The sequence below is a fragment of the Gordonia aichiensis NBRC 108223 genome, from assembly GCF_000332975.1.
In the GTDB taxonomy this organism is placed as follows: domain Bacteria; phylum Actinomycetota; class Actinomycetes; order Mycobacteriales; family Mycobacteriaceae; genus Gordonia; species Gordonia aichiensis.
The window spans coordinates 363,540-382,876 of the sequence record NZ_BANR01000004.1 but is presented as its reverse complement, the minus strand read 5'-3'; the positions used below and the strand labels follow the sequence as shown (position 1 = coordinate 382,876).

The window sequence follows — 19,337 nt, the reverse complement described above, 5'->3', positions numbered from 1 at the left end:
GAAAACGGATGTCGGCGGGGATCTGACAGCTACAACTCCGCAGGACACGGGCATGTTCCTGGCAGGGGTGACGTGGGCTACGCCGAGAGCGAACGAGATCCTGCCGACGGGCGTACCGGCTCGTAACGCAGCACGACGATGTCGACGTCGAGTTCGGAACGTTCGACGAGGCGCAGGTCGACGTGGTCCGAAAGCCCCTCGAAGATCCTCGGCCCGTGGCCGACGATCCGCGGATGCACGATGAACTCGTAGGAGTCGATGAGGTCGAGTTCGGCGAGGGCCAGAGGCAGCGTCACTCCTCCGGTGACGATCCCGTTGCCCGGCTGCGCCTTGAGCTCGCGCACCGTCGACTCCAATTCGTCACGACGTATCAGTTCTGCGTTCCAGTCGACACTGGTGAGCGAGTCGGAGACAACGAACTTCGGCGCGCGGTCGATGGTGTGGGCGAAGGGAAGCATCCACTCGGGTCGGCCGTCGAGCAGCTCGTCGTTTCGCGCGACCTCACGCCAGCCGGCCTCCATCATCTCGTAGATCACCCGCCCGAAGAGCAGCGCGTCGGCAGCGGCAAGGAGGTCGGCCGAATGGCGATGCATCGCCTCTGTCGGTGTGACGGCCGTGTGGTCGACGCAGCCGTCGACGGTGATATTGATCGAGTAGCGCAGGGGCCGCACGGCGCGAGGATACGACGAACCCGGCGTCGGGTTCGGGGTTGTCACCGGTCTTGCTCCATGAGTGCGATGACGTTTCCTGAGGGATCGGCGAACCAGGCGATGTCGGGCCCGACGCCGTGACCGTGCGCAATTCCACGCTCGTCCTGATCGAATCCGTCGTAGCGCAGGAATTCGACGCCGCGCGCGGTCAGCTCGTCGATGCGCGTGGGGAGGTCGGGGACCGGGATGTTGAGGATCGTGTACGACGCAGGCTGGTGATCGGGCTTCGGGTAGGCCAGGACCGTCGTGCCACGGTTGATACGGATACCGAGTATGTCGCTGTCACCCATGGGGAAACGCAGGACACGCATGCCGAGGACGCCGCGGTAGAAGTCCTCCGTCGCCGCCGTGTCGCGGACGGCGAAACCCGAGTACGCCGATGTCGGCCGGCTCATCTGCGCCTCGTGCTCATCGGAGAGTCGTACGAGCTGGAGCCAGTTGCCGTCGGGATCCTCGACGGCCGCGAACTGATTGCCGTCGCGTTCCTCGAGCGGGCTGATCCAGGTGGCGCCCAGCGAGTCGAGCCGCGCAGCGGTTGCGGCCGGATCGTCGACCTCGACATTGAGCAGCATCCGCGCGCCCTGCGGGCTGCGTCCGGAGATGTCGTCACGCTTGTCGAACATGAGGTAGAAGCCGTCCAGTTCGACAATGGTGTAGCCGGGACTTCCCGGTGTGGTCATCGGCTCGGCCTCGAACGCCGTCGCGTACCAGTGCGCGAGCCGCTGCGGGTCGCCGGTGGACAGGAGCATGGAGGAAATGGTTGCGGTTGCCATGCAGATATCGACCGTCCGGGAGCGACAAAATCATCGGACGTTACACGTCCCACCGATGAATGACCCATGCTAACGACCTGTCCCGCCTCCTCCGATCACACCTTTAGCGGGCCGATCGCACGGTCTGCGACCAGCATCGACTGGTTCCTCGATCGGAAGGCACCACCATGCACTCTCTCGCCACCCGAATTACCCACCGAACCCGACGTCTCGTGGTCCTCGCCCTAACCCTCACCGGTCTGCTGGCGGGGACACTCGGCGCAACCGCACTTGGAACCGGCGAGGCGTCGGCCGCCCCGCCCTACGGCAGCGGTCACGGCCTCTGCTTCGACATCAATTCCAGGCTGGCGCAGTCGTCGCTGTCCAAGATCGGTCGCGACGCCAACGGCGGCGATTGGACTCCGATCTCCGCGAGCAACAATCCACTCAAGAAGGGGTGCAACCTCGACTGGATGTTGGTCAACGGCAACGGAATCGGCGACGCCACCTATCAGTCACGCGTCCTGCTGTTCAAGCACGGTCGATTCATCGGCACGGTTGACCCCAAGCCGTACTCGTACACCAGTGTCGCGAAGTACACCAAGAACTCGGTGACGGTTCGGTATCGCTGGCTCAAGCCGTCCGACCCGTTCTGCTGCGCAAGTGGCGGCCCGACCTATGTCACGGCGTCCACGGTGGGCACTCACATCGTGCGGGTGGGTCACTTCCCGCCGCACCACTGATCCCCTGACCACCCGGCCCGAGCACCGCCCCGCTGCGTTCGCGCTGCGGGGCGGTGTGCTGTGCGGAGAAAGTTCTCCCAACGGCCGTCGGGTTTCGTCCAGCGCCGACGATGATGACTGTGTGAGCGGCGAACACACCGGCCCCGAGGGCATTCTCGAGGTCTACGACGAGGCGCTACCCGCTGTCTACGGGTACGTCTTTCGACGCTGCTCGGATCGGCGGGTTGCCGAGGATGTCACCTCGGAGACGTTCCTGGCCGCGATGGACACGATGCGCCGCGACCACACCACCTCCCCGAATGTCGGCTGGTTGATCGGCGTCGCCCGGCACAAACTCGCCGACCACTGGCGGCGCGCCCAGCGCACACCCGAACCCGTCGACGAACTCCCCGAGCACGCCGACGACGAGTGGGATGCACATCTCGACCGCATGGTCGCACACGCGACGCTGGCGCAACTGGCACCGATCAACCGCGCGGTGTTGACATTGCGCTACGTCGACGATCTCCCCGTCGCCGACTGTGCGCGCATCCTCGACCGCACGGTCGGCGCCACCGAAGCGTTGCTCACCAGGGCCAAGCGCGCGTTCCGCGAGGCCTATCCGCTCAACCAGTCCGCGAAGGGGTGATCACATGAACGCCGACGACGCGAGCACGCCATCGCATGACCCACTCAGCGTTCTGCGCGCCTCCACGACGCCGGGCTGGAACGAGCCAGTTTCTCCTGCAACCGATTTCGCCGACGCACTGCGAAGTCGACTCGAACATGGGGTGTCTCTACCCGAAGGAGTTGACATGAACACCATCGAACTCGAACACGAACTGACTCAGCAGGACTCGACCGATTCGGGCGGTCCGAGCGCGACGCCATTGCCCGTCGAACGTCCGGGAGCGCTGCCGTATCTCACGGTGCGCGACGCACGGTCGGCGATCGACTGGTATGTCGAGCATCTCGGAGCGACGCTGCGCGGCGACCCGATCCTGATGGACGACAACACCATCGGACACGCCGAGCTCGAGATCGGCGACGGAGCGATCTACCTTGCCGAGGAGTTCCCGAATATGGGACTGCGTGCGCCGGCAGCTGGTGCGGTCTCGGTCAGCTTGATGCTGGCAGTCGCAGACACCGACGAGGCGTTACACCGCGCACAACGAGGCGGTGCAGCCGTCACGCGCGAACCATACGAGGCCTACGGTACGCGCACCGCCACCGTCGTCGATCCCTTCGGACATCGGTGGATGCTGACGGGACCGGTGCCGGCGACTGCGGCACCCCACAGTCGAATCCGACACGGCGACATCGGTTTCATCTCGGTCAATACTCACGACGCCGCCCGCGCCCGTGCGTTCTACAGCGCGGTCCTCGGTTGGGAGTTCGACACCGACGAGCGGCATGTGACCACCGTCGACCGCCCGCTGATCGTCTTCGAGACCGACGGACCCCAGACACTGTTCTGCGGCTACGCCGTCGACGACATCGGCGAGGCGCGAGACCGGATCGTCGCAGCGGGTGGACGGATCACCCGCGACCCCTACGACCACAACGGTCGGATGACCCTCGATGCCGTGGACGATGCGGGCGTCGAGTTCTGTGCGTATGAACCGGCACCGGAAGAGACACGTCCCGACCAACATCCGACCGGCGTCGGCGACATGTCCTACCTGACGATCCACACGCCGAGCAGCCAACGCTTCCGCCGGTTCTACGGCGAAGCCCTCGGCTGGACTTTCACGCCCGGGCGCATCGACGACGGCTGGGAGGTCGACAACGCCCACCCGCAGATCGGTATCGCGGGCGGGTCGGATTCCGCTGTGGCCGTGCCGATGTGGAACGTCGACGACATCGGCACCGCCGTCGGACGCGTACGCGACGCAGGCGGTCGCGTGATCACCGGACCCGATCGGCAGGCGTACGGCAACGTGGCACTGTGTGCCGACGACCAGGGAGCACAGTTCTACCTCGGACAGCTGTTCTGACCGTCCGAACGGAAGATCCGTGGGACCCACGGGGGCAGCATGCTCCTTTGGTCCCACGCATCTTTTCCCTCAGCGGCTGTCGTAGCGCTCGCGAGCCTGCTCGACGTCTGACAGGCGCCCCTCGACCAGTTCGATGACCGCCACCAGGCTCTGGGCCACCTCCCGCCCCAGATCCGTCAGGGAGTACTCAACCTTCGGCGGGATCGATTGCAGCACAGCACGGTTGACGAAGCCGTCGCGCTCCAGTGTCTGCAGTGTCACCGACAGCATTCGCTCGCTGACACCCTGCACCCGACGCCGCAGAGCACTGAACCGCAGGTCACCGTCGTAAAGAGCTCCGAGCGCGAGCAGGCCCCAGCGACTCGTCACGTCTTGCAGCACTTCGCGGGATCCGCAATCCCGCGCGAACACGTCGGCTTCGAGCGCCGGGTCCTCTAATGCGGCATCTATGTCGGAGTCGCGCGTCGAGCGGTCTTCTGCCCTGGTCATGACACCAGTGTACTGCACATTGCAGCCAGCACTTCCGCAATTAGTTGCACCATACGAAAAGTAAGTGCACCATGTGGTGGACAGCTTGGTTCACGCGAACGGCAGGAGATCTGATGACCACCTATGCAATCACCGGAGCAACGGGACAACTCGGCGGACTCGCCGCCGGTAGCCTTCGAGCCGCGGGCGTCGACGCCGCCGACATCGTGGCGATCGTGCGCGACGAGAAGAAGGCGAGCACTCTGTCGAATATGGGCGTGACAGTCCGCGTCGCCGACTACGAATCGCCCGAGACGTTGCGCACGGCGCTCGCAGGCGTCGACCGCCTGCTACTGGTGTCCGGCAGCGAGGTAGGACGTCGAATCCCGCAGCACCGCAACGTGATCGACGCAGCCAAGGATGCCGGGGTCTCGCTGATCGCCTACACCTCCATGCTGCGTGCCGACACCAGCACCCTTGCTCTCGCTCAAGAACATCAGGCAACCGAGAAGCTGCTCGCCGACAGTGGAATCCCCACCGTCCTCCTGCGCAACGGCTGGTACTGGGAGAACTACCTTGCGGGCGCTTCGGCCGCGATCGACTCAGGAAATCTGTACGGTAGCGCGGGTGATGGCAAGGTGGCAGGCGCGTCGCGTTCGGACTACGCAGACGCAGCGGCGTCGGCCCTGATCAACGCCAAGGGCGGCGAAATCTACGAGCTCGCAGGTTCGGAGCATCTGACACTCGCCGACATCGCTGACACGCTGGCGAAGGTGAGCGGTCGACACGTGCACTACCAGGATCTCGCTGAGGCAGATTTCGCGGCAGCCCTGACCAGCACCGGCGTCCCCGAGACTTTTGCGAAGATCCTCGCCGACTCTGACGCGGGCATTGCGCGCGGCGAGCTCGACTCCGACTCCACCGACCTCGAGAGCCTCGCAGGCCATCCGTCGACGCCGCTTGCCGACGTCCTCGGCGGCGCGCTCTCTGCGACTGGTTCCTGACGCGACTGGTTCCTGACCAGACCGGGCGCGACCTCACGCGGAGCCGGTCGGGCGCGTGGCGCAGAACGCGGCCGTGATTGACTGTTGGCCATGTCTGCCCGCTCCGCTGTGAGGCGCGTTGCGCAACGCATGCCGTTTGGTATCGGCACAGTCAGCCTGGTGCTGAGTGCACTGCTCGTCGCGGCCGTCGGGATCGTGCTATCCATCGACACGCCGACAGTGGCACGGACCTACGAGAACGCTCAACTGCGCGGCTATGACCGCGAACCCGAGGTCGCCTGGACGGCGTCGAGCGACACGTTGCCCGGCTATAACCAGACCGGGCACATCGAGATCGCCGATACCCACGACGATCAGTGGTTGCTCTCATATCCGCGCGGTATCGGACATGCGTACCAGCTCGTCGACCGGCACAGCGGCGGTGCGCTGTGGTCGCAACCTGTTGTCGCAGGCCTGGGATCGTGCGCCTTCGACGCCACGGGCAACGTCGGGTGCGCCGTCAAGCTCGGCGATCGACCCGACGGCTTCTATCTCGTCGACGACTCCGGCAACCTGGACTCACCCTCGGCGCTCGACGACACCGCACAGGTCGTCGGGGTCGGAGCGAACTTCGTGCGCATCGATCAGGCGGGCTACGGGGTCTCGATGCACACCGCGACGGGCAAGCGGGTCTGGGGCCGCACGTTCGCAGCGGCGGCGCACGCCACCTATGAACATCAGCTGCTCATCATCTCGACCGCTGACGGCAGCAGATTCGTCGTCGACTCGCAGGGCAGGGACACTCTGCACTGCCGACAGTGCGACATCCTGACGTACTCGACGGGACTTGCCGTCATCCACCGTGACGGCGATCAGGAGTCTGTCGACACCTATGCGGTGGTCGGCGGCGCACCCACCGAGCACTCGACGTCGAGGTCGGCCCAGGCACAGGTCGTCGACGGACCCTCGACCCTTCCGGTGCTGACCACGGTCGGCGACGCCGCGATGCAGGCGACGCAGGGCTTCTACCAGGTCCGCGACCCTGCACGCGCCGACGCGCTGTGGCAGATCTCCGATCCGAACCTCTCGAAATCGAACACCCGCCCCTGCGGCTCGATGGTCGCCTTCGCGCGAATGGACCGCTCCCGCGTCATCTATCGCCTCGACGACGGCGAGCGCGTAGGAACCCTGCCCGTACCGAGTATCGACGATCCGGACACCAACCTCGACCTGGTGGGCTGCGTCGGATCATCCGGCGAGAACCTGGTGTTCGCCAGCAGCGGCCAACTCACTGCATTCGACGTCCCCCGGGGAACAGTGGCCTGGACACGCCCCATCCTCGGTCGCGCCACCGACGTCGACGGCTACATCGTGCTCACCGAGGGCACCTCGCTGTCGGTATTGCGGCCGAGCTGAATCCTTGCATCGACAAGGGCCTAAGGACCCCCTGTGCCCGAGATCACAGTGCACGAAACATTCCCGTAACGACCAGCGATATCGCAGCGCGGGTTCAGCGATCACACAGTTTTCGATAACGCTCAGATAACGGTATGGACACGCCCACATGTACGGTCTTTCTCGGTACATCCACCGAGGTACGTGTGAGGATCAGTTTTGGGCAAGCATTCGAAGCCGCGGCAGACCATTCTGCCGCATGCGTTCACCAGGTCGCGGGGGCCGCTGATCGGGGCAGGCCTGATACCCATCGTCGGAGCCATGACGGTGGCAGCGGGCGCCAACGCAGACGAGGGCGCTCTCGGAGCCGCACAGCCGACGCCGACCCACACCCAGGCCGCCGCCGCCGGTCCAAGCACGGCCACGCAGGCGCCTGCGGACCACACCGCCACCCACGCAGAGCCGGTCGTCGCGACCCACAAGGTCACCTCGACACCCCCTCCGCCTCCGCCCCTGCCGGCGAGCGTCACCGACGGTGCCGTCCCGCAGGTTGCCTTCGAGGCCTACCGGCACGCCGCGGACACCATGGCGCACGATCAGCCGCAGTGCGGCATTCCGTGGACGCTCATCGCGGGCATCGGCAAGGTGGAGTCGCATCACGCCAACGAGGGTGACGCCACACCTGACGGCACACTGAAGTCGCCGATCTACGGGCCTGTCCTCGACGGCTCGCTCGCAGGCAATCAGGTCATCACCGATACCGACGGCGGTCGACTCGACGGCGACTCCGTCCACGACCGCGCCGTCGGACCGATGCAGTTCATCCCCGCGACCTGGGAGAAGTACGGCGCCGACGGCAACGGCGACGGCAAGATCGACCCGCAGAACCTGTTCGACGCCGCACTGACCACCGCCCGCTACCTCTGCGACGGCCACCTCGATCTGCGCAACCAGGCATCGGAAGCGACAGCCGTGCTGCGCTACAACAACTCGATGGACTACGTGAACAACGTCCTCGGCTTCGCGCGCAGCTACTGACAGCTCAGCTCGACGCGGTCACTACCCGCTCAGGAACGCCTGCAGCGCAGCCGAATACATCGACACATCGGCTGCTCCCATGAGTTCGCGTGCGCTGTGCATGGCGAGTTGCGGTGCCCCGACGTCGATGGTGAGCAATCCGGTCCGCGTCGCCGTGATCGGTCCGATGGTCGAGCCGCACGGCAGATCCGCGCGATGGATGTAGCGCTGCATCGGCACCCCGGCGGAGTCGCAGGCGAGCGCAAAGACCGCCTCCCCCACAGCATCCGATGCGTATCGCAGATTCTGGTTGACCTTGAGCACCGGACCACCGTTGATCTCGATCCGATGCGTCGGCTCGTGCCGTTCGGGGTAGTTCGGGTGCGTTGCGTGCGCCATGTCGCCGGACACGCACACGCTCGCCGCCATCGATTGCAGGAAGCCGGCGCGAGAGCCGCCCTGCGACAGAACGATTCGTTCGAGTGTCGTCGCCAGGAAGTCCGACGCCGCGCCGCGCTCGGACCCGCTACCCACCTCTTCGTGGTCGAACAGCGCGAGCACCCTGGTGTGCAGTGTCGGCTCACCGTCGAGTAGTGCGTGCATCCCCGCATAGCAGGTGCCCTGGTTGTCAAGCCTTGGGGCACTGAGTAGTTCGTCGTTCGCACCGATGACCCTCGACGGGGTCACGTCGTGCGTCATCAGTTCCCAGCCGAGCACCGCTTCCGGATCGATACCCGCATACTCGGCCACCCACTGCAGGAGCGGCACCGACGACTCGACTCCCCAGATGGCGTCGACGTGCCGCTGCGGATTGAGCGTCACACCCTTGCGGTCCTCGGAGAGGTGAATTGCCAACTGCGGCACTCGGAGAATCGGCTCGGTGATGTTGACCAGCACACTACTGACGCCACTGTCGGCACGATAGGCGAGTCGACCGGAGAGCCCCAGGTCGCGATCGAGCCACGAGTTGAGCCACGCTCCCCCGTACGGTTCGAGCGCCACCGTGGCCAGCCCTGCCGACTCGCGGTCGGGGTTCTGTTTGACACGGAGGTTGGGACTGTCGGTGTGACCACCGATGATCCGGAAGTCCTCGCCGTCGCCGAGATCCCAGGCGATGATCGACCCGCCTCGGATGACGTAGAAGCGTCGACCGGCGTCGTCGGACAACCCCTCGAACGCCATGTCCTGCTCCGACGACCAGTCCTGGTCCTCGAAAAGCCGTTGAAAACCGGCGGATTCGAGTTCTGCGGCTACCGTCGCACACACGTGAAAAGGCGACGGCGAGGCGTCGATGAACGCACCGAGCCCCTCTGCTGTGGCGGACGTTGCCAGCGACGGGGTTGTCATCGGTCTCAGGCGCTGGCGAGTACGGCGTCGATGGCTGAGTAGAACAGCCCGAGACCGTCGTCACTGGGTCCGGTCAACGCTTCGGTCGCATGCTCGGGGTGCGGCATCAATCCGACGACACGTCCGTTTGGGCTGGAGATGCCCGCGATGTCGAGGACGGACCCGTTGGGATTGCTTCCGGCATAGGTGAATACGACGAGCCCCTCGCCCTCGAGCTCTTCGAGTTTGCGTTCGGGTGCGACGTAGCGGCCTTCGCCGGATTTCAGCGGGATGAGGATCTCGGCACCGGCCTCAAAACGCGACGTCCATGCAGTCGTGTTGTTCTCGACCTTCAGCCACTGGTCCTGGCAGATGAAGTGGAGCCCCTCGTTCCGGGTGAGCGCCCCGGGGAGCAGTCCCGCTTCGCAGAGGATCTGAAATCCGTTGCAGATTCCCAGAACCGGCATACCGCGCTGTGCTGCCTCGATCACCGACCCCATCACGGGCGCGAACCTGGCGATCGCTCCGGCGCGCAGATAATCGCCATAGGAAAAGCCGCCGGGCACGATCACCGCGTCGACACCCTTGAGGTCGGCGTCGCCGTGCCAGAGTTCGACGGCCTCTGCGCCGGCGATGCGCACCGCGCGCGACGCGTCGACGTCGTCGAGAGTGCCGGGAAAGGTGATGACACCGATACGTGCAGTCATGTGGTCCTACTCGACTCGATCTCGGGCCGTCAGTCGGCGACGCGGGAGACGGTGAAGTTCTCGATCACCGTGTTGGTCAGCAGTTCTTCTGCAATGCGGCCGAGCGCCACGTCGTCGACCGAATCGTCGACCTCGAGCTCGAACCGTTTACCCTGCCGAACCTGCGAGACGCCGTCGAAGCCGAGCCGACCGAGGGCTCCGACGATGGCCTGACCCTGCGGATCGAGGATTTCGGCCTTGGGCATCACGTCGACCACCACTCGTGCCATCGGCTAGTGCTCCTCTTCTCACGTGACATCCGCGGGTCGCGCGGACCAGCGGATTTTCGACGGCTCTCAGCTTACCGGTCAATCTGCACCGTGCCGCCACAGGCCGCAGATTGCATCAGAGGACGGCTTCGACGGCCTCGATGACGACAGGGTCGGTCGGCTCGGTGCGCGGTCGGATGCGCGCGGTCACATGGCCATCGGCATCGACGACGAACTTCTCGAAGTTCCACTGGACGTCGCCCGCTTCACCGTCGGCGTCTGCCGTCTTGGTGAGTTCGGCATAGAGCGGATGCCGGTCGTCGCCGTTGACGTCTGTCTTCTCCAACAGCGGGAACGTCACGCCGTAGGTCGTCGAACAGAAGGTCGCGATCTCCTCGGCGGTGCCGGGTTCCTGTCCCATGAACTGGTTGCAGGGGACCCCGACGACGGTGAGACCGCGGTCGGCGTACTTCTCGGCGAGTTCTTCCAGACCCGCGTACTGCGGTGTGAGTCCGCACTTGCTGGCGACGTTCACCACCAGCATCGGTCCGGAGAAATCGGCCAGGCTCAGCGGTGAGCCGTCGAGCGCGTTCACAGGGATGTTCTTGATGTTTGTTTCCGCCATGACCTCGACCCTAGTCACCCCGCGATTCGCGGTCGCAGTGGTGTAGATCACGCACATGCGCGCGGTGTTGCATCTCACAGACAGTTGCATTGGCGAGAAGGTTGCATGGTCGTTAGCATTTCACGGTGTCCGCAGTTGCTCCTGTCCAGAATGAGGTCGCGTACGACGCGCTCAGTTCTTTCCTGGAACGCCTCTCCTGCATCGGGACCGCCGAGGCGATGGACACCCTCGCAGCCTCGGAACTGACATTCACGCAGTTCCGTGCCCTGTTCGTCGTCGCCATGCACGACGCTCCCATACCCGTGCACGAGATCGCTCACCGTGTTGACCTGTCGATCGCCACGGCCGGGCGGACCGTCGACCGACTGGTCCAGGCGGGTCTTGTCGACCGTCGTGAGGATCCCGGCGACCGCCGGGTCAAACTGGTCACGATGACCGACGCGGGCCGCGTGGCCGTCGAAAAACAGTTGGACATCAAGCGCGAACTCGTCGGACGATTCATCGACGGGTTGCCCGATGAGTTCCGGGCCGCGTTGACGTCTGCATTACGGGACATCGTCGACGCCGACGTCGACTATTTCGATCTCGGCCGCAGAACAACCTCTGCGGCACCGTCCACCACCGATCTGAAAGCGAAAGCATCCTCATGACGAGTTCTTCCGCAGGGGCGCCACCACACGCACCGGATACCAAGCTCGATCGCCATGTGCTGGTCATCGCCGGCGTGGTCGTGCTCGGCGCCATCATGTCGATCCTCGACGTCACCGTGGTGTCGGTCGCGCAGAACACCTTCCAGAACGAGTTCAACACCGATGCCGCAGGCGCCGCATGGACCATGACCGGGTACACGCTGGCGCTGGCCGCGGTGATCCCGTTGTCGAGTTGGGCTGCAGCACGTTTCGGTACCAAGAACGTCTACATGATGTCGCTGATCCTGTTCACCATCGGATCCGCACTCTGCGCGCTGGCGTGGAACATCGGTTCACTCGTGGCGTTCCGCGTCGTCCAGGGCCTCGGCGGTGGTCTGCTCATGCCGATCGGCATGATGATCCTGACCAAGGCTGCCGGACCTGAGCGTGTCGGCTCGGTGATGGCCGTTCTCGGTATTCCGATGCTGCTCGGCCCCATCGCAGGCCCGATCCTCGGTGGGCTGCTCATCGAGAAGGCCAGCTGGCACTGGGTGTTCCTCATCAACGTGCCGATCGGCATTGTCGCGCTGGTCTATTCGTGGTTCGCGCTGGGCAACGACGACGAAAAGTCCAAGCCGAAGATCGACATCGTGGGCCTGCTGCTGTTGTCCCCGGGCCTCGCACTGTTCCTCTACGGGATCTCGTCGAGTACCGAGGCGGGCACGTTCATCGATACCAAGGTGTTGACGACGTCGATCATCGGCCTGATCCTGATCATCGGATTCGTCTGGCACGCACTGCACACCAACCATCCGTTGCTCGACCTGCGTCTGTTCAAGAACAAGACACTCGCGATCGCGGTCATCACGATGACGTTCTTCATGATCGCCTTCTTCGGAGCCGCGCTGCTCTACCCGCAGTACTTCATCGGCATTCGCGGTGAAAGCACCCTCGCGGCCGGATTGCTGTTGGCTCCGCAGGGAATCGGCGCCATGATCACCATGCCCGTGGCGGGCAAGATGACCGACAAGATCGGCCCCGGCAAGTTCGTGCTCGTCGGCATCGTGCTGATGGCACTCGGTATGGGAACGTTCATGTTCCTCGGCTCCGACACGCCCTACTGGCTGCTCTGCGGCGCCCTGTTCGTCCAGGGACTCGGTATGGGCATGACGATGATGCCGATCATGTCGGCCGCGCTGGCAACCCTGAGCAACAAGCAGGTTCCCGACGGTTCGACGCTGATGAACGTCGTCCAGCAGACCGCGTCGTCGATCGGTACCGCGGTGATCTCGGTGATCCTCGCGACCAACCTCAAGGCGCACGCGGAATCGCAACTGGCGATCGCGTCGAATGCCGCTCCCGAGAAGTACGACCTCCTGGTCAAGGCCGGGCAGGCCCCGCAGAACCCGCCGGGCCAGTGGTTCAGCTGGGCCGCCGAGGCTTTCGGCGCCACATTCATCGTGGCGGTCGCGCTGATCGTGGTGACGATCATCCCGGCATTCTTCCTGCCGCGGAAGAAGATCGCCTCGACGCTCGTCGAAGAGGACGTCGACCGCGCCCCGATCGTCATGCACTGATCGGACGCTCCGCCACACGCCGGTGCCCCTGGCCGCGACGACTGCGGCCGGGGGCACCGGCGTCTCACGACCGAGTACAGCGACCGCGTTTCCCAGGTGTCACCCGATCGAACGAACTTCACTCCGGCGCCCCGACGGTACAGCTCGTCAGCGAGCACTCCAGATGCCGACGATGCTATGAATCTCGCCATGACATCTGCTCCATCCCCTATCCGAGGCCAGCGCTCGACTCGAATGCGATGCGTACTCCCTGCGATGGCCATCGTGGCGCTCGCGGGTGCAGCGGCATGTTCGACACACGGGTCGTCGTCCTCGTCGCCCGCGGCCCCCGCAGGATCCGGCTACGCGGCCGCCAATGGAACCGACAGCTACACATCAACATCCAGCAGCGCTGCATCGACCCCGACGATCCCACTGTCGAGCCTCAAGCCGATCGGCACGACACAACCACCAGAGGTCGGCACCGCGCAGATCGACGGTACGTCCGAACCCGATGCGATCTACCTGGGCTGCGTGGAGGGCTCAGACTCCGAGAAGATCTACACATACAACGTTCCGACTTCGGCAGGGTCCTTCACTGCGGATGTGGCGGTCGGCGACCGCAGTAGCGCCAAGCAGAAGAGTCACGTGGAGTTTGAGGTCGACTCGGCACGCGTGGTTGTGGCGAATCCTGAATTAGGTAAACCCGTTTCAGTGAAAGTGGATGCAACCGGAGTCAAGCAGATTACGATTCGTGAACTCGGTACCGACGTCACGGGTTGCTCCGACAGCAACGGGATCGTTTTGCGCGACGCCGAATTCACCGGGTCGAACGCCCAAGCGTCCCGGCCCACCGACGGACGAAGCAAGTACTTGACCGATCTCGACCCGGTGTCAGAGAAATGCGACACCTTCTACAACCACGATGGCGCCGGCGTTGCAGCACTCGACGGTACGAACGTCTTTCACTCGGTGTATGCCGGGCGAGACGACTTCATCAAGGACCATCAAGACACGTGCACCTTTGAATACGACCTCGGCCGGTCGGCCGTCGCATTGAAGGCCATCGGCGGTGTGGCTGACAACAGCGCGTCGTCATTCACGTGCACCGCGCAGATTGAGGCGGATGGCAAACGGGTCTACAACGGACCCTTTGCATTCGGCAGGACCAACCCGCTAGATGTTCCGCTCACCAATGCACTCCGACTCAAGATAATCCTGTCCTGGGGTGGTCCTGGTGAGGGGGACTGTGTCATCGGCGACGCACGGCTGATCCAGAAGAGTTAGGTGGCCGGCGCACCGGTCTGCTGCAGGATCCAGGCCAGCTCGAAAGCCACTTCTTCCCACTGCTTGTAGCGCCCGCTGACGCCACCGTGGCCTGCCGACATCTCCGTCTTGAGCAGGATCGGAGCGTCGGAGGTGCTCAGCGCCTGAAGTTTGGCAACCCATTTCGCCGCCTCGGTGTACATCACGCGGGTGTCGTTGAGCGACGTCTCGGCCAGGATCGACGGATACGGCTGCGCGGTGACGTTCTCGTAGGGTGAGTACGACTTCATGTACTCGTAGACCTCGGGATCGTGCAGCGGATCTCCCCACTCGTCCCACTCGATCACCGTCAGTGGCAACGACGGGTCCAGGATCGAGTTCAGTGCATCGACGAACGGCACCGACGCCAGGATGCCGTTGAACAACTCAGGCGCGAGATTCGCCACCGCACCCATCAGCAGACCGCCGGCCGAACCACCTTCTGCCACCATCTGTTGCGGCGTCGTCCAGCCACGCTCGACCAGGTATCGCGCCGAGTCGACGAAGTCGGTGAAGGTGTTCTTCTTGGTGAGCGTCTTGCCGTTCTCGTACCAGTGGCGGCCCATTTCGCCGCCACCACGCACGTGCGCGAGAACGAAGACGACGCCGCGGTCGAGCATCGACAACCGCGATACCGAGAAGCCCGGATCGAAACTCGCCTCGTACGAGCCGTATCCGTAGATCAGCAGCGGTGCAGGAGTGGGCTGACCGTCGTCTGTGACCCCGACCCCTTTACGTCGCACGATCGACAGCGGAATCCGCGTTCCGTCTGCTGCCGTTGCCCACTCGCGGGACTGCTCGTACTCGTCGGGGTCGTATCCGCCGAGCACCGGCTGACGCTTGAGCAGGGTGCGTTCACCGGTGTCGACGTCGAGTTCGAACAACTCGGCGGGCTCGATGAAGCTGCCGTAACCGAAGCGCAGGCGCGGCGTCGTCCATTCGCGGTTACCCGCGAGCCCGAGGGAGAACAGCTCCTGCGCGACAGCGACTTCGATGAAGTCTTCGGCCACCGGCACTCCGTCGATCCGACGCAGGTCTGCGATCGAGACCCGCGGAAGCGCATCGGCACGGTAGGACAGGACGAGATAGTCGCGGAAGGCGTCGATGTCCTCGATGCGTACACCGCGTCGATGGCCGATGAACTCGGTTCGGGCAGAGGGATCGTCGACGGGGGCGATGTCGATCGCGAAGTCCTCCGCCTTCTCCCCGTCGCGAATGTCGTTGTGCACGATCAGGAAGTAATCGCGGCCGGAGATCTCGGCGTGCTCCACCGAATATTCGACGCCCTCGACGCGCGGTGCGACGCTGCGGAACTCACCCGTCGGGTCGTCGGCGGCGAGCACGAAGCACTCGGAGGTGATCTTCGAGCCGGTGACGATCATCAGGTACTTGTCGCTGCGCGTGGAGCCCATGCCGACCCAGTAGCGCTCATCGGGCTCGTGGAAGACCTTGACGTCCTCGGTTCCGGCGCCGATGTCGTGGCGCCACACCGTATCCGGGCGCCATGCGGCGTCGACCGTCTGGTAGAACACGTGCTTGGCGTCGAGCGACCATGACGCCCCTCCCGCTGTGTCGGTGATGACATCGGGAAGCAGCTCGCCGGTCTCGAGGTTCTTGAAGCGCAACGTGTATCGCTCGTCTCCGACGACGTCGGTGCTGTACGCGAGCCACTTGCCGTCATGGCTGACAGCCAACGTTCCGAGGCTGAAGAACTCATGCCCCTGCGCTTCGACGTTGGCGTCGAGCAGGATCTCTTCACCAGGCAGCGGGGCGTCGTCGGACACCTCCGGCGGTGTCCAGTCGTCGATATCGCCGATGGGGCAACGACATTGGATGCCGTACTGCTTGCCCTCCTGCGTCCGGCCGTAGTACCAGTAGCCGCCACGCCTACTCGGCACCGACATGTCGGTTTCCTTGGTGCGCGACTTGATCTCCCCGAAGATCGTGGCCCGCAGGCCCGCCAGGTGCGCAGTATGCGCCTCTGTGTACGCGTTCTCGGCTTCGAGGAAGGCGATCACCTCGGCGTCGTCCTTGTCGCGCAACCACTCGTACTCGTCGACGAAGGTGTCACCGTGGTGCGTGCGCTCGGTGCGAACCTTCTTGGCGGCGGGCGCGGTGGGGGCGGCGGCGTTGCCGGGGGTGGTGTCGGTCACGGGTCTCCTATGCGTGGTCGGGCCAGTCGGCGAACGACTTCTGCGAAATCAGTTCGTAGGCTTCGATGTAACGGGCACGTGTGCGTTCGACGACGTCAGCGGGCAGACCCGGCGGCGGGGTATCCGACGAGCGGTCCCAACCCGATGCCGGTGACGTCAGCCAATTGCGGACGATCTGTTTGTCGAAACTCGGCTGCACGTGTCCCGGTGTGTATGAGTCGGCATCCCAGTACCGCGACGAGTCGGGGGTCAGCACCTCGTCGGCGAGCACAAGCGAACCGTCGGGTGTCTGGCCGAACTCGAACTTGGTGTCGGCGAGGATGATTCCACGCCCGGCAGCGAGGTCGGCGCCCCTGCTGTAGATGTCGAGGGTCGCGGTGCGCAGAGCGTCGGCGAGGTCGGTGCCGACGAGGTCCGCGGCCTGCTCGAAGGTGATGTTCTCGTCGTGGTCGCCCTGCTCGGCCTTGGTCGCGGGCGTGAAAATCGGCTGCGGCAGTTTGTCGGCCTCGTGCAGTCCCGACGGCAGCACCACCCCGCAGACCGCGCCGGTCGTGTTGTAGTCGATGAGTCCCGACCCTGTCAGGTATCCGCGTGCGACACATTCGACGGGCACCATCGGCAGCTTGTGCACGACCATCGACCGCCCGACGAGTTCGGCCGGGATGCGCTCATCGTCGGGGCCACCCGCGAGGTGGTTGGGCACACCCAGCGCGTCGAACCAGAAGAAGCTCATCGCGGTCAGGATGCGACCCTTGTCGGGAATCTCGGGCGACAACACGAAGTCATACGCCGAGATCCGGTCGCTGGCGACCATGAGCAGGGTGTCGGAGTCGATCTGGTAGATCTCGCGCACCTTGCCCGAGGCCACGAAGGTGTACGAGTCGAGAGCTGGACGCATGGTTCGACCTTAGATGCTCCGGTGTGGCGACGGCGCATGTGGGACCGTAGAGCGATGGCCCCTCCCGCGATCACCATCACGTACTGCACGCAATGCAACTGGCTGCTCCGTGCCGGCTGGATGGCCTCGGAAGTCCTCAACACCTTCGGCACCGACCTCGGGTCGGTCACCCTGGTTCCGGGGACGGGCGGAGTCTTCCGGATCGACGTCGACGGAACGCAGCTCTGGGAACGCAAGGCCGACGGCGGTTTCCCCGACGCCGCAGAACTCAAGCGACGCCTGCGCGACACCGCACTGCCCGACTGGCAGCTCGGACACTCCGAGAAGAAGTGAAGGGTGTCAGGCGAACCCGACGGCCGAACTGTCTGTTCCGGACGCGGGGCTACAGGATCGGGGCGGGCACGTAGTTCGCGGCCTCCGGGTTGGCGGCGATGAGTTTCTCGGCAGCCGCGATGACGTCGGCGACCTGACGGCCCGCGGCACCGACAAACACCTCTTTGTCGTCGAGCAGCGCATTGAGCTGCTCGCGGTCGAGGGGGATGCGCTCGTCAGCGGCGAGGCGATCGATCAGGTCGGGCTCGCGTCCCTCCTCACGCATCGCGAGCGCGACGGCCACGGCGTTCTCCTTGATGGCCTCGTGCGCGGTCTCGCGCCCAACACCCGCCTGCACCGACGCCATCAACACCTTGGTCGTGGCCAGGAACGGCAGATACCGGTCGAGTTCGTTCGCGATCACGGCAGGGTACGCACCGAACTCGGCCAGCACGGTCAGGAAGGTCTCCAGCATGCCGTCGATCGCGAAGAATGCGTCGGGCAGTGCGACGCGTCGAACGACCGAGCAGAAGACGTCGCCCTCGTTCCACTGCGCGCCCGCGAGTTCAGCCGCCATCGATCCGTAGCCGCGCAACACCACCTGCAGGCCGTTGACCCGCTCGCAACTGCGGGTGTTCATCTTGTGCGGCATCGCCGACGACCCGACCTGGCCGGGCTGGAAACCCTCGGTGACCAGCTCGTGGCCGGCCATCAGTCGGATCGTGTGCGCCAGCGACGACGGTCCGGCACCCACCTGGACCAACGCGGACACCACATCGTGGTCGAGTGAGCGCGGGTAGATCTGGCCGACCGAGGTCAGCGACCGGGCGAAGCCCAGGTGACCGGCGACGCGGGTCTCGAGTTCGGCGAGCTTCGACGCGTCGCCGCCCAACAGATCGAGCATGTCCTGACTTGTGCCCATCGGCCCCTTGATGCCGCGGAGCGGATACCGGTCGATCAGTTCGTCGACGCGCTGCAGCGCGATCATCAGTTCGTCGGCCGCGGAGGCGAATCTCTTGCCGAGGGTGGTCGCCTGCGCGGCGACGTTGTGGCTGCGTCCGGCCATCACCGTCGAGCTGTACTGCGCGGCATGCTCGACGAGACGGGCGAGCACCGCGATCCCATGTGCGTATACGTGACGCAGCGACTGCAGGATCTGCAACTGCTCGACGTTCTCCGTGAGATCGCGGCTCGTCATGCCCTTGTGGATCTGCTCGTGTCCGGCGAGCGCGTTGAACTCCTCGATGCGTGCCTTCACATCGTGGCGGGTGACACGCTCACGCTCGGCGATCGAGGCGAGGTCGATCTGATCGATCACGGCCTCGTAATCGGCGACCGCACCGTCGGGAACGTCGATCCCCAGATCCTGCTGTGCCTTCAGAACAGCCAGCCACAGGCGGCGTTCGAGTGCGATCTTGTTGGTCGCCGACCAGATCTCTGCGAGGTCGGCAGACGCATATCGGCTGGCCAGAACATTGGTGATGGCAGGTTTCGACACGTCGACAGTCTAGTCGTGCAGTAGACAGTGGACAGT

20 protein-coding genes are annotated in these 19,337 nt (G+C 64.8%); 10 read left to right on the top strand and 10 right to left on the bottom strand.

Going from position 1 to position 19,337, the window contains the following annotated elements:
- Positions 1–77: 77 nt before the first annotated feature.
- Positions 78–716, bottom strand: a complete 639-nt coding sequence (locus tag GOACH_RS06420) for a dihydrofolate reductase family protein (RefSeq protein WP_005172315.1) — start codon at positions 714–716, stop codon at positions 78–80.
- A complete protein-coding gene (locus GOACH_RS06415; RefSeq protein WP_005172313.1) occupies positions 713–1,483 on the bottom strand; it encodes a VOC family protein in 771 nt (256 codons plus the stop codon). The genes GOACH_RS06420 and GOACH_RS06415 overlap by 4 nt, the downstream gene beginning before the upstream one ends.
- A gap of 167 nt (positions 1,484–1,650) precedes the next feature.
- Between GOACH_RS06415 and GOACH_RS06410 the strand changes: the two genes are divergently transcribed.
- The 3 genes from GOACH_RS06410 to GOACH_RS06400 all read left to right on the top strand — a co-directional run bounded on the left by GOACH_RS06410 (position 1,651) and on the right by GOACH_RS06400 (position 4,181).
- Positions 1,651–2,205, top strand: coding sequence for an LppP/LprE family lipoprotein (locus GOACH_RS06410; protein WP_005172310.1), 555 nt, complete (start codon positions 1,651–1,653; stop codon positions 2,203–2,205).
- A 121-nt stretch (positions 2,206–2,326) separates the two neighbouring features.
- Positions 2,327–2,833, top strand: a complete 507-nt coding sequence (locus GOACH_RS06405; RefSeq protein ID WP_005172307.1) for an RNA polymerase sigma factor — start codon at positions 2,327–2,329, stop codon at positions 2,831–2,833.
- 4 nt (positions 2,834–2,837) lie between these two features.
- On the top strand, positions 2,838–4,181 hold the full coding sequence (locus tag GOACH_RS06400) for a VOC family protein (RefSeq protein ID WP_040517814.1): 1,344 nt from the start codon (positions 2,838–2,840) through the stop codon (positions 4,179–4,181).
- 69 nt (positions 4,182–4,250) lie between these two features.
- Here the strand turns inward: GOACH_RS06400 and GOACH_RS06395 are convergent, their stop codons facing one another.
- The gene (locus GOACH_RS06395; protein WP_040517956.1) at positions 4,251–4,670 is read right to left on the bottom strand and encodes a winged helix-turn-helix transcriptional regulator; all 420 of its coding nucleotides are present in this window, start codon (positions 4,668–4,670) and stop codon (positions 4,251–4,253) included.
- Between the two features lie 113 nt (positions 4,671–4,783).
- On the opposite strand from GOACH_RS06395, the gene GOACH_RS06390 reads away from it, so the two are divergent.
- From GOACH_RS06390 to GOACH_RS06380, 3 genes are all read left to right on the top strand, one after another.
- Positions 4,784–5,653, top strand: a complete 870-nt coding sequence (locus GOACH_RS06390; RefSeq protein WP_005172299.1) for an SDR family oxidoreductase — start codon at positions 4,784–4,786, stop codon at positions 5,651–5,653.
- Positions 5,654–5,782: 129 nt separating this feature from the next.
- The gene (locus GOACH_RS06385) at positions 5,783–7,048 is read left to right on the top strand and encodes a hypothetical protein (RefSeq protein ID WP_005172295.1); all 1,266 of its coding nucleotides are present in this window, start codon (positions 5,783–5,785) and stop codon (positions 7,046–7,048) included.
- Positions 7,049–7,246: 198 nt separating this feature from the next.
- Entirely contained in the window at positions 7,247–8,065 is an 819-nt protein-coding gene (locus tag GOACH_RS06380; RefSeq protein WP_005172293.1) for a lytic transglycosylase domain-containing protein, read from the top strand.
- A 21-nt stretch (positions 8,066–8,086) separates the two neighbouring features.
- Here GOACH_RS06380 and GOACH_RS06375 read toward each other — a convergent pair whose 3' ends face one another.
- From GOACH_RS06375 to GOACH_RS06360, 4 genes are all read right to left on the bottom strand, one after another.
- The gene (locus GOACH_RS06375; RefSeq protein ID WP_005172290.1) at positions 8,087–9,391 is read right to left on the bottom strand and encodes a M18 family aminopeptidase; all 1,305 of its coding nucleotides are present in this window, start codon (positions 9,389–9,391) and stop codon (positions 8,087–8,089) included.
- Between the two features lie 5 nt (positions 9,392–9,396).
- Positions 9,397–10,077 carry a phosphoribosylformylglycinamidine synthase subunit PurQ gene (purQ, locus tag GOACH_RS06370; RefSeq protein WP_005172288.1) on the bottom strand — a complete coding sequence of 227 codons (681 nt, stop codon included), beginning with the start codon at positions 10,075–10,077 and terminating at the stop codon, positions 9,397–9,399.
- A 29-nt stretch (positions 10,078–10,106) separates the two neighbouring features.
- Positions 10,107–10,346 carry a phosphoribosylformylglycinamidine synthase subunit PurS gene (gene purS, locus GOACH_RS06365; RefSeq protein ID WP_005172285.1) on the bottom strand — a complete coding sequence of 80 codons (240 nt, stop codon included), beginning with the start codon at positions 10,344–10,346 and terminating at the stop codon, positions 10,107–10,109.
- Between the two features lie 115 nt (positions 10,347–10,461).
- On the bottom strand, positions 10,462–10,950 hold the full coding sequence (locus tag GOACH_RS06360; RefSeq protein WP_040517954.1) for a glutathione peroxidase: 489 nt from the start codon (positions 10,948–10,950) through the stop codon (positions 10,462–10,464).
- Positions 10,951–11,075: 125 nt separating this feature from the next.
- Here GOACH_RS06360 and GOACH_RS06355 point away from each other — a divergent pair, with 125 nt between their 5' ends.
- The 3 genes from GOACH_RS06355 to GOACH_RS06345 all read left to right on the top strand — a co-directional run bounded on the left by GOACH_RS06355 (position 11,076) and on the right by GOACH_RS06345 (position 14,422).
- Entirely contained in the window at positions 11,076–11,600 is a 525-nt protein-coding gene (locus GOACH_RS06355; protein WP_005172279.1) for a MarR family winged helix-turn-helix transcriptional regulator, read from the top strand.
- Positions 11,597–13,156 (top strand): DHA2 family efflux MFS transporter permease subunit, encoded by a 1,560-nt coding sequence (locus tag GOACH_RS06350; protein WP_005172277.1) that lies wholly within the window; start codon positions 11,597–11,599, stop codon positions 13,154–13,156. The genes GOACH_RS06355 and GOACH_RS06350 overlap by 4 nt, the downstream gene beginning before the upstream one ends.
- 585 nt (positions 13,157–13,741) lie before the next feature.
- A complete protein-coding gene (locus tag GOACH_RS06345) occupies positions 13,742–14,422 on the top strand; it encodes an NPCBM/NEW2 domain-containing protein (RefSeq protein WP_157227557.1) in 681 nt (226 codons plus the stop codon).
- On the opposite strand, the gene GOACH_RS06340 is transcribed toward GOACH_RS06345, so the two are convergent.
- Entirely contained in the window at positions 14,419–16,593 is a 2,175-nt protein-coding gene (locus tag GOACH_RS06340; RefSeq protein WP_005172272.1) for a S9 family peptidase, read from the bottom strand. The genes GOACH_RS06345 and GOACH_RS06340 overlap by 4 nt on opposite strands.
- 7 nt (positions 16,594–16,600) lie before the next feature.
- The gene (locus GOACH_RS06335; RefSeq protein WP_005172269.1) at positions 16,601–17,491 is read right to left on the bottom strand and encodes a phosphoribosylaminoimidazolesuccinocarboxamide synthase; all 891 of its coding nucleotides are present in this window, start codon (positions 17,489–17,491) and stop codon (positions 16,601–16,603) included.
- Between the two features lie 54 nt (positions 17,492–17,545).
- On the opposite strand from GOACH_RS06335, the gene GOACH_RS06330 reads away from it, so the two are divergent.
- On the top strand, positions 17,546–17,824 hold the full coding sequence (locus tag GOACH_RS06330; protein WP_005172268.1) for an Rdx family protein: 279 nt from the start codon (positions 17,546–17,548) through the stop codon (positions 17,822–17,824).
- A 49-nt stretch (positions 17,825–17,873) separates the two neighbouring features.
- Here the strand turns inward: GOACH_RS06330 and purB are convergent, their stop codons facing one another.
- Positions 17,874–19,301, bottom strand: a complete 1,428-nt coding sequence (gene purB / locus GOACH_RS06325) for an adenylosuccinate lyase (RefSeq protein WP_005172267.1) — start codon at positions 19,299–19,301, stop codon at positions 17,874–17,876.
- Between the last annotated feature and the right edge of the window lie 36 nt (positions 19,302–19,337).

What these genes read in the sequence shown, in the direction of transcription:
- GOACH_RS06330 (WP_005172268.1), top strand. Translation starts at nt 17,546, where the DNA reads ATGGCCCCTCCCGCGATCACCATCACGTACTGCACGCAATGCAACTGG.
- GOACH_RS06410 (WP_005172310.1), top strand. Translation starts at nt 1,651, where the DNA reads ATGCACTCTCTCGCCACCCGAATTACCCACCGAACCCGACGTCTCGTG.
- GOACH_RS06415 (WP_005172313.1), bottom strand. Translation starts at nt 1,483, where the DNA reads ATGGCAACCGCAACCATTTCCTCCATGCTCCTGTCCACCGGCGACCCG.
- GOACH_RS06350 (WP_005172277.1), top strand. Translation starts at nt 11,597, where the DNA reads ATGACGAGTTCTTCCGCAGGGGCGCCACCACACGCACCGGATACCAAG.
- GOACH_RS06400 (WP_040517814.1), top strand. Translation starts at nt 2,838, where the DNA reads ATGAACGCCGACGACGCGAGCACGCCATCGCATGACCCACTCAGCGTT.
- GOACH_RS06385 (WP_005172295.1), top strand. Translation starts at nt 5,783, where the DNA reads ATGCCGTTTGGTATCGGCACAGTCAGCCTGGTGCTGAGTGCACTGCTC.
- GOACH_RS06335 (WP_005172269.1), bottom strand. Translation starts at nt 17,491, where the DNA reads ATGCGTCCAGCTCTCGACTCGTACACCTTCGTGGCCTCGGGCAAGGTG.
- purS (WP_005172285.1), bottom strand. Translation starts at nt 10,346, where the DNA reads ATGGCACGAGTGGTGGTCGACGTGATGCCCAAGGCCGAAATCCTCGAT.
- GOACH_RS06390 (WP_005172299.1), top strand. Translation starts at nt 4,784, where the DNA reads ATGACCACCTATGCAATCACCGGAGCAACGGGACAACTCGGCGGACTC.
- GOACH_RS06375 (WP_005172290.1), bottom strand. Translation starts at nt 9,391, where the DNA reads ATGACAACCCCGTCGCTGGCAACGTCCGCCACAGCAGAGGGGCTCGGT.
- GOACH_RS06360 (WP_040517954.1), bottom strand. Translation starts at nt 10,950, where the DNA reads ATGGCGGAAACAAACATCAAGAACATCCCTGTGAACGCGCTCGACGGC.
- GOACH_RS06395 (WP_040517956.1), bottom strand. Translation starts at nt 4,670, where the DNA reads ATGACCAGGGCAGAAGACCGCTCGACGCGCGACTCCGACATAGATGCC.
- purQ (WP_005172288.1), bottom strand. Translation starts at nt 10,077, where the DNA reads ATGACTGCACGTATCGGTGTCATCACCTTTCCCGGCACTCTCGACGAC.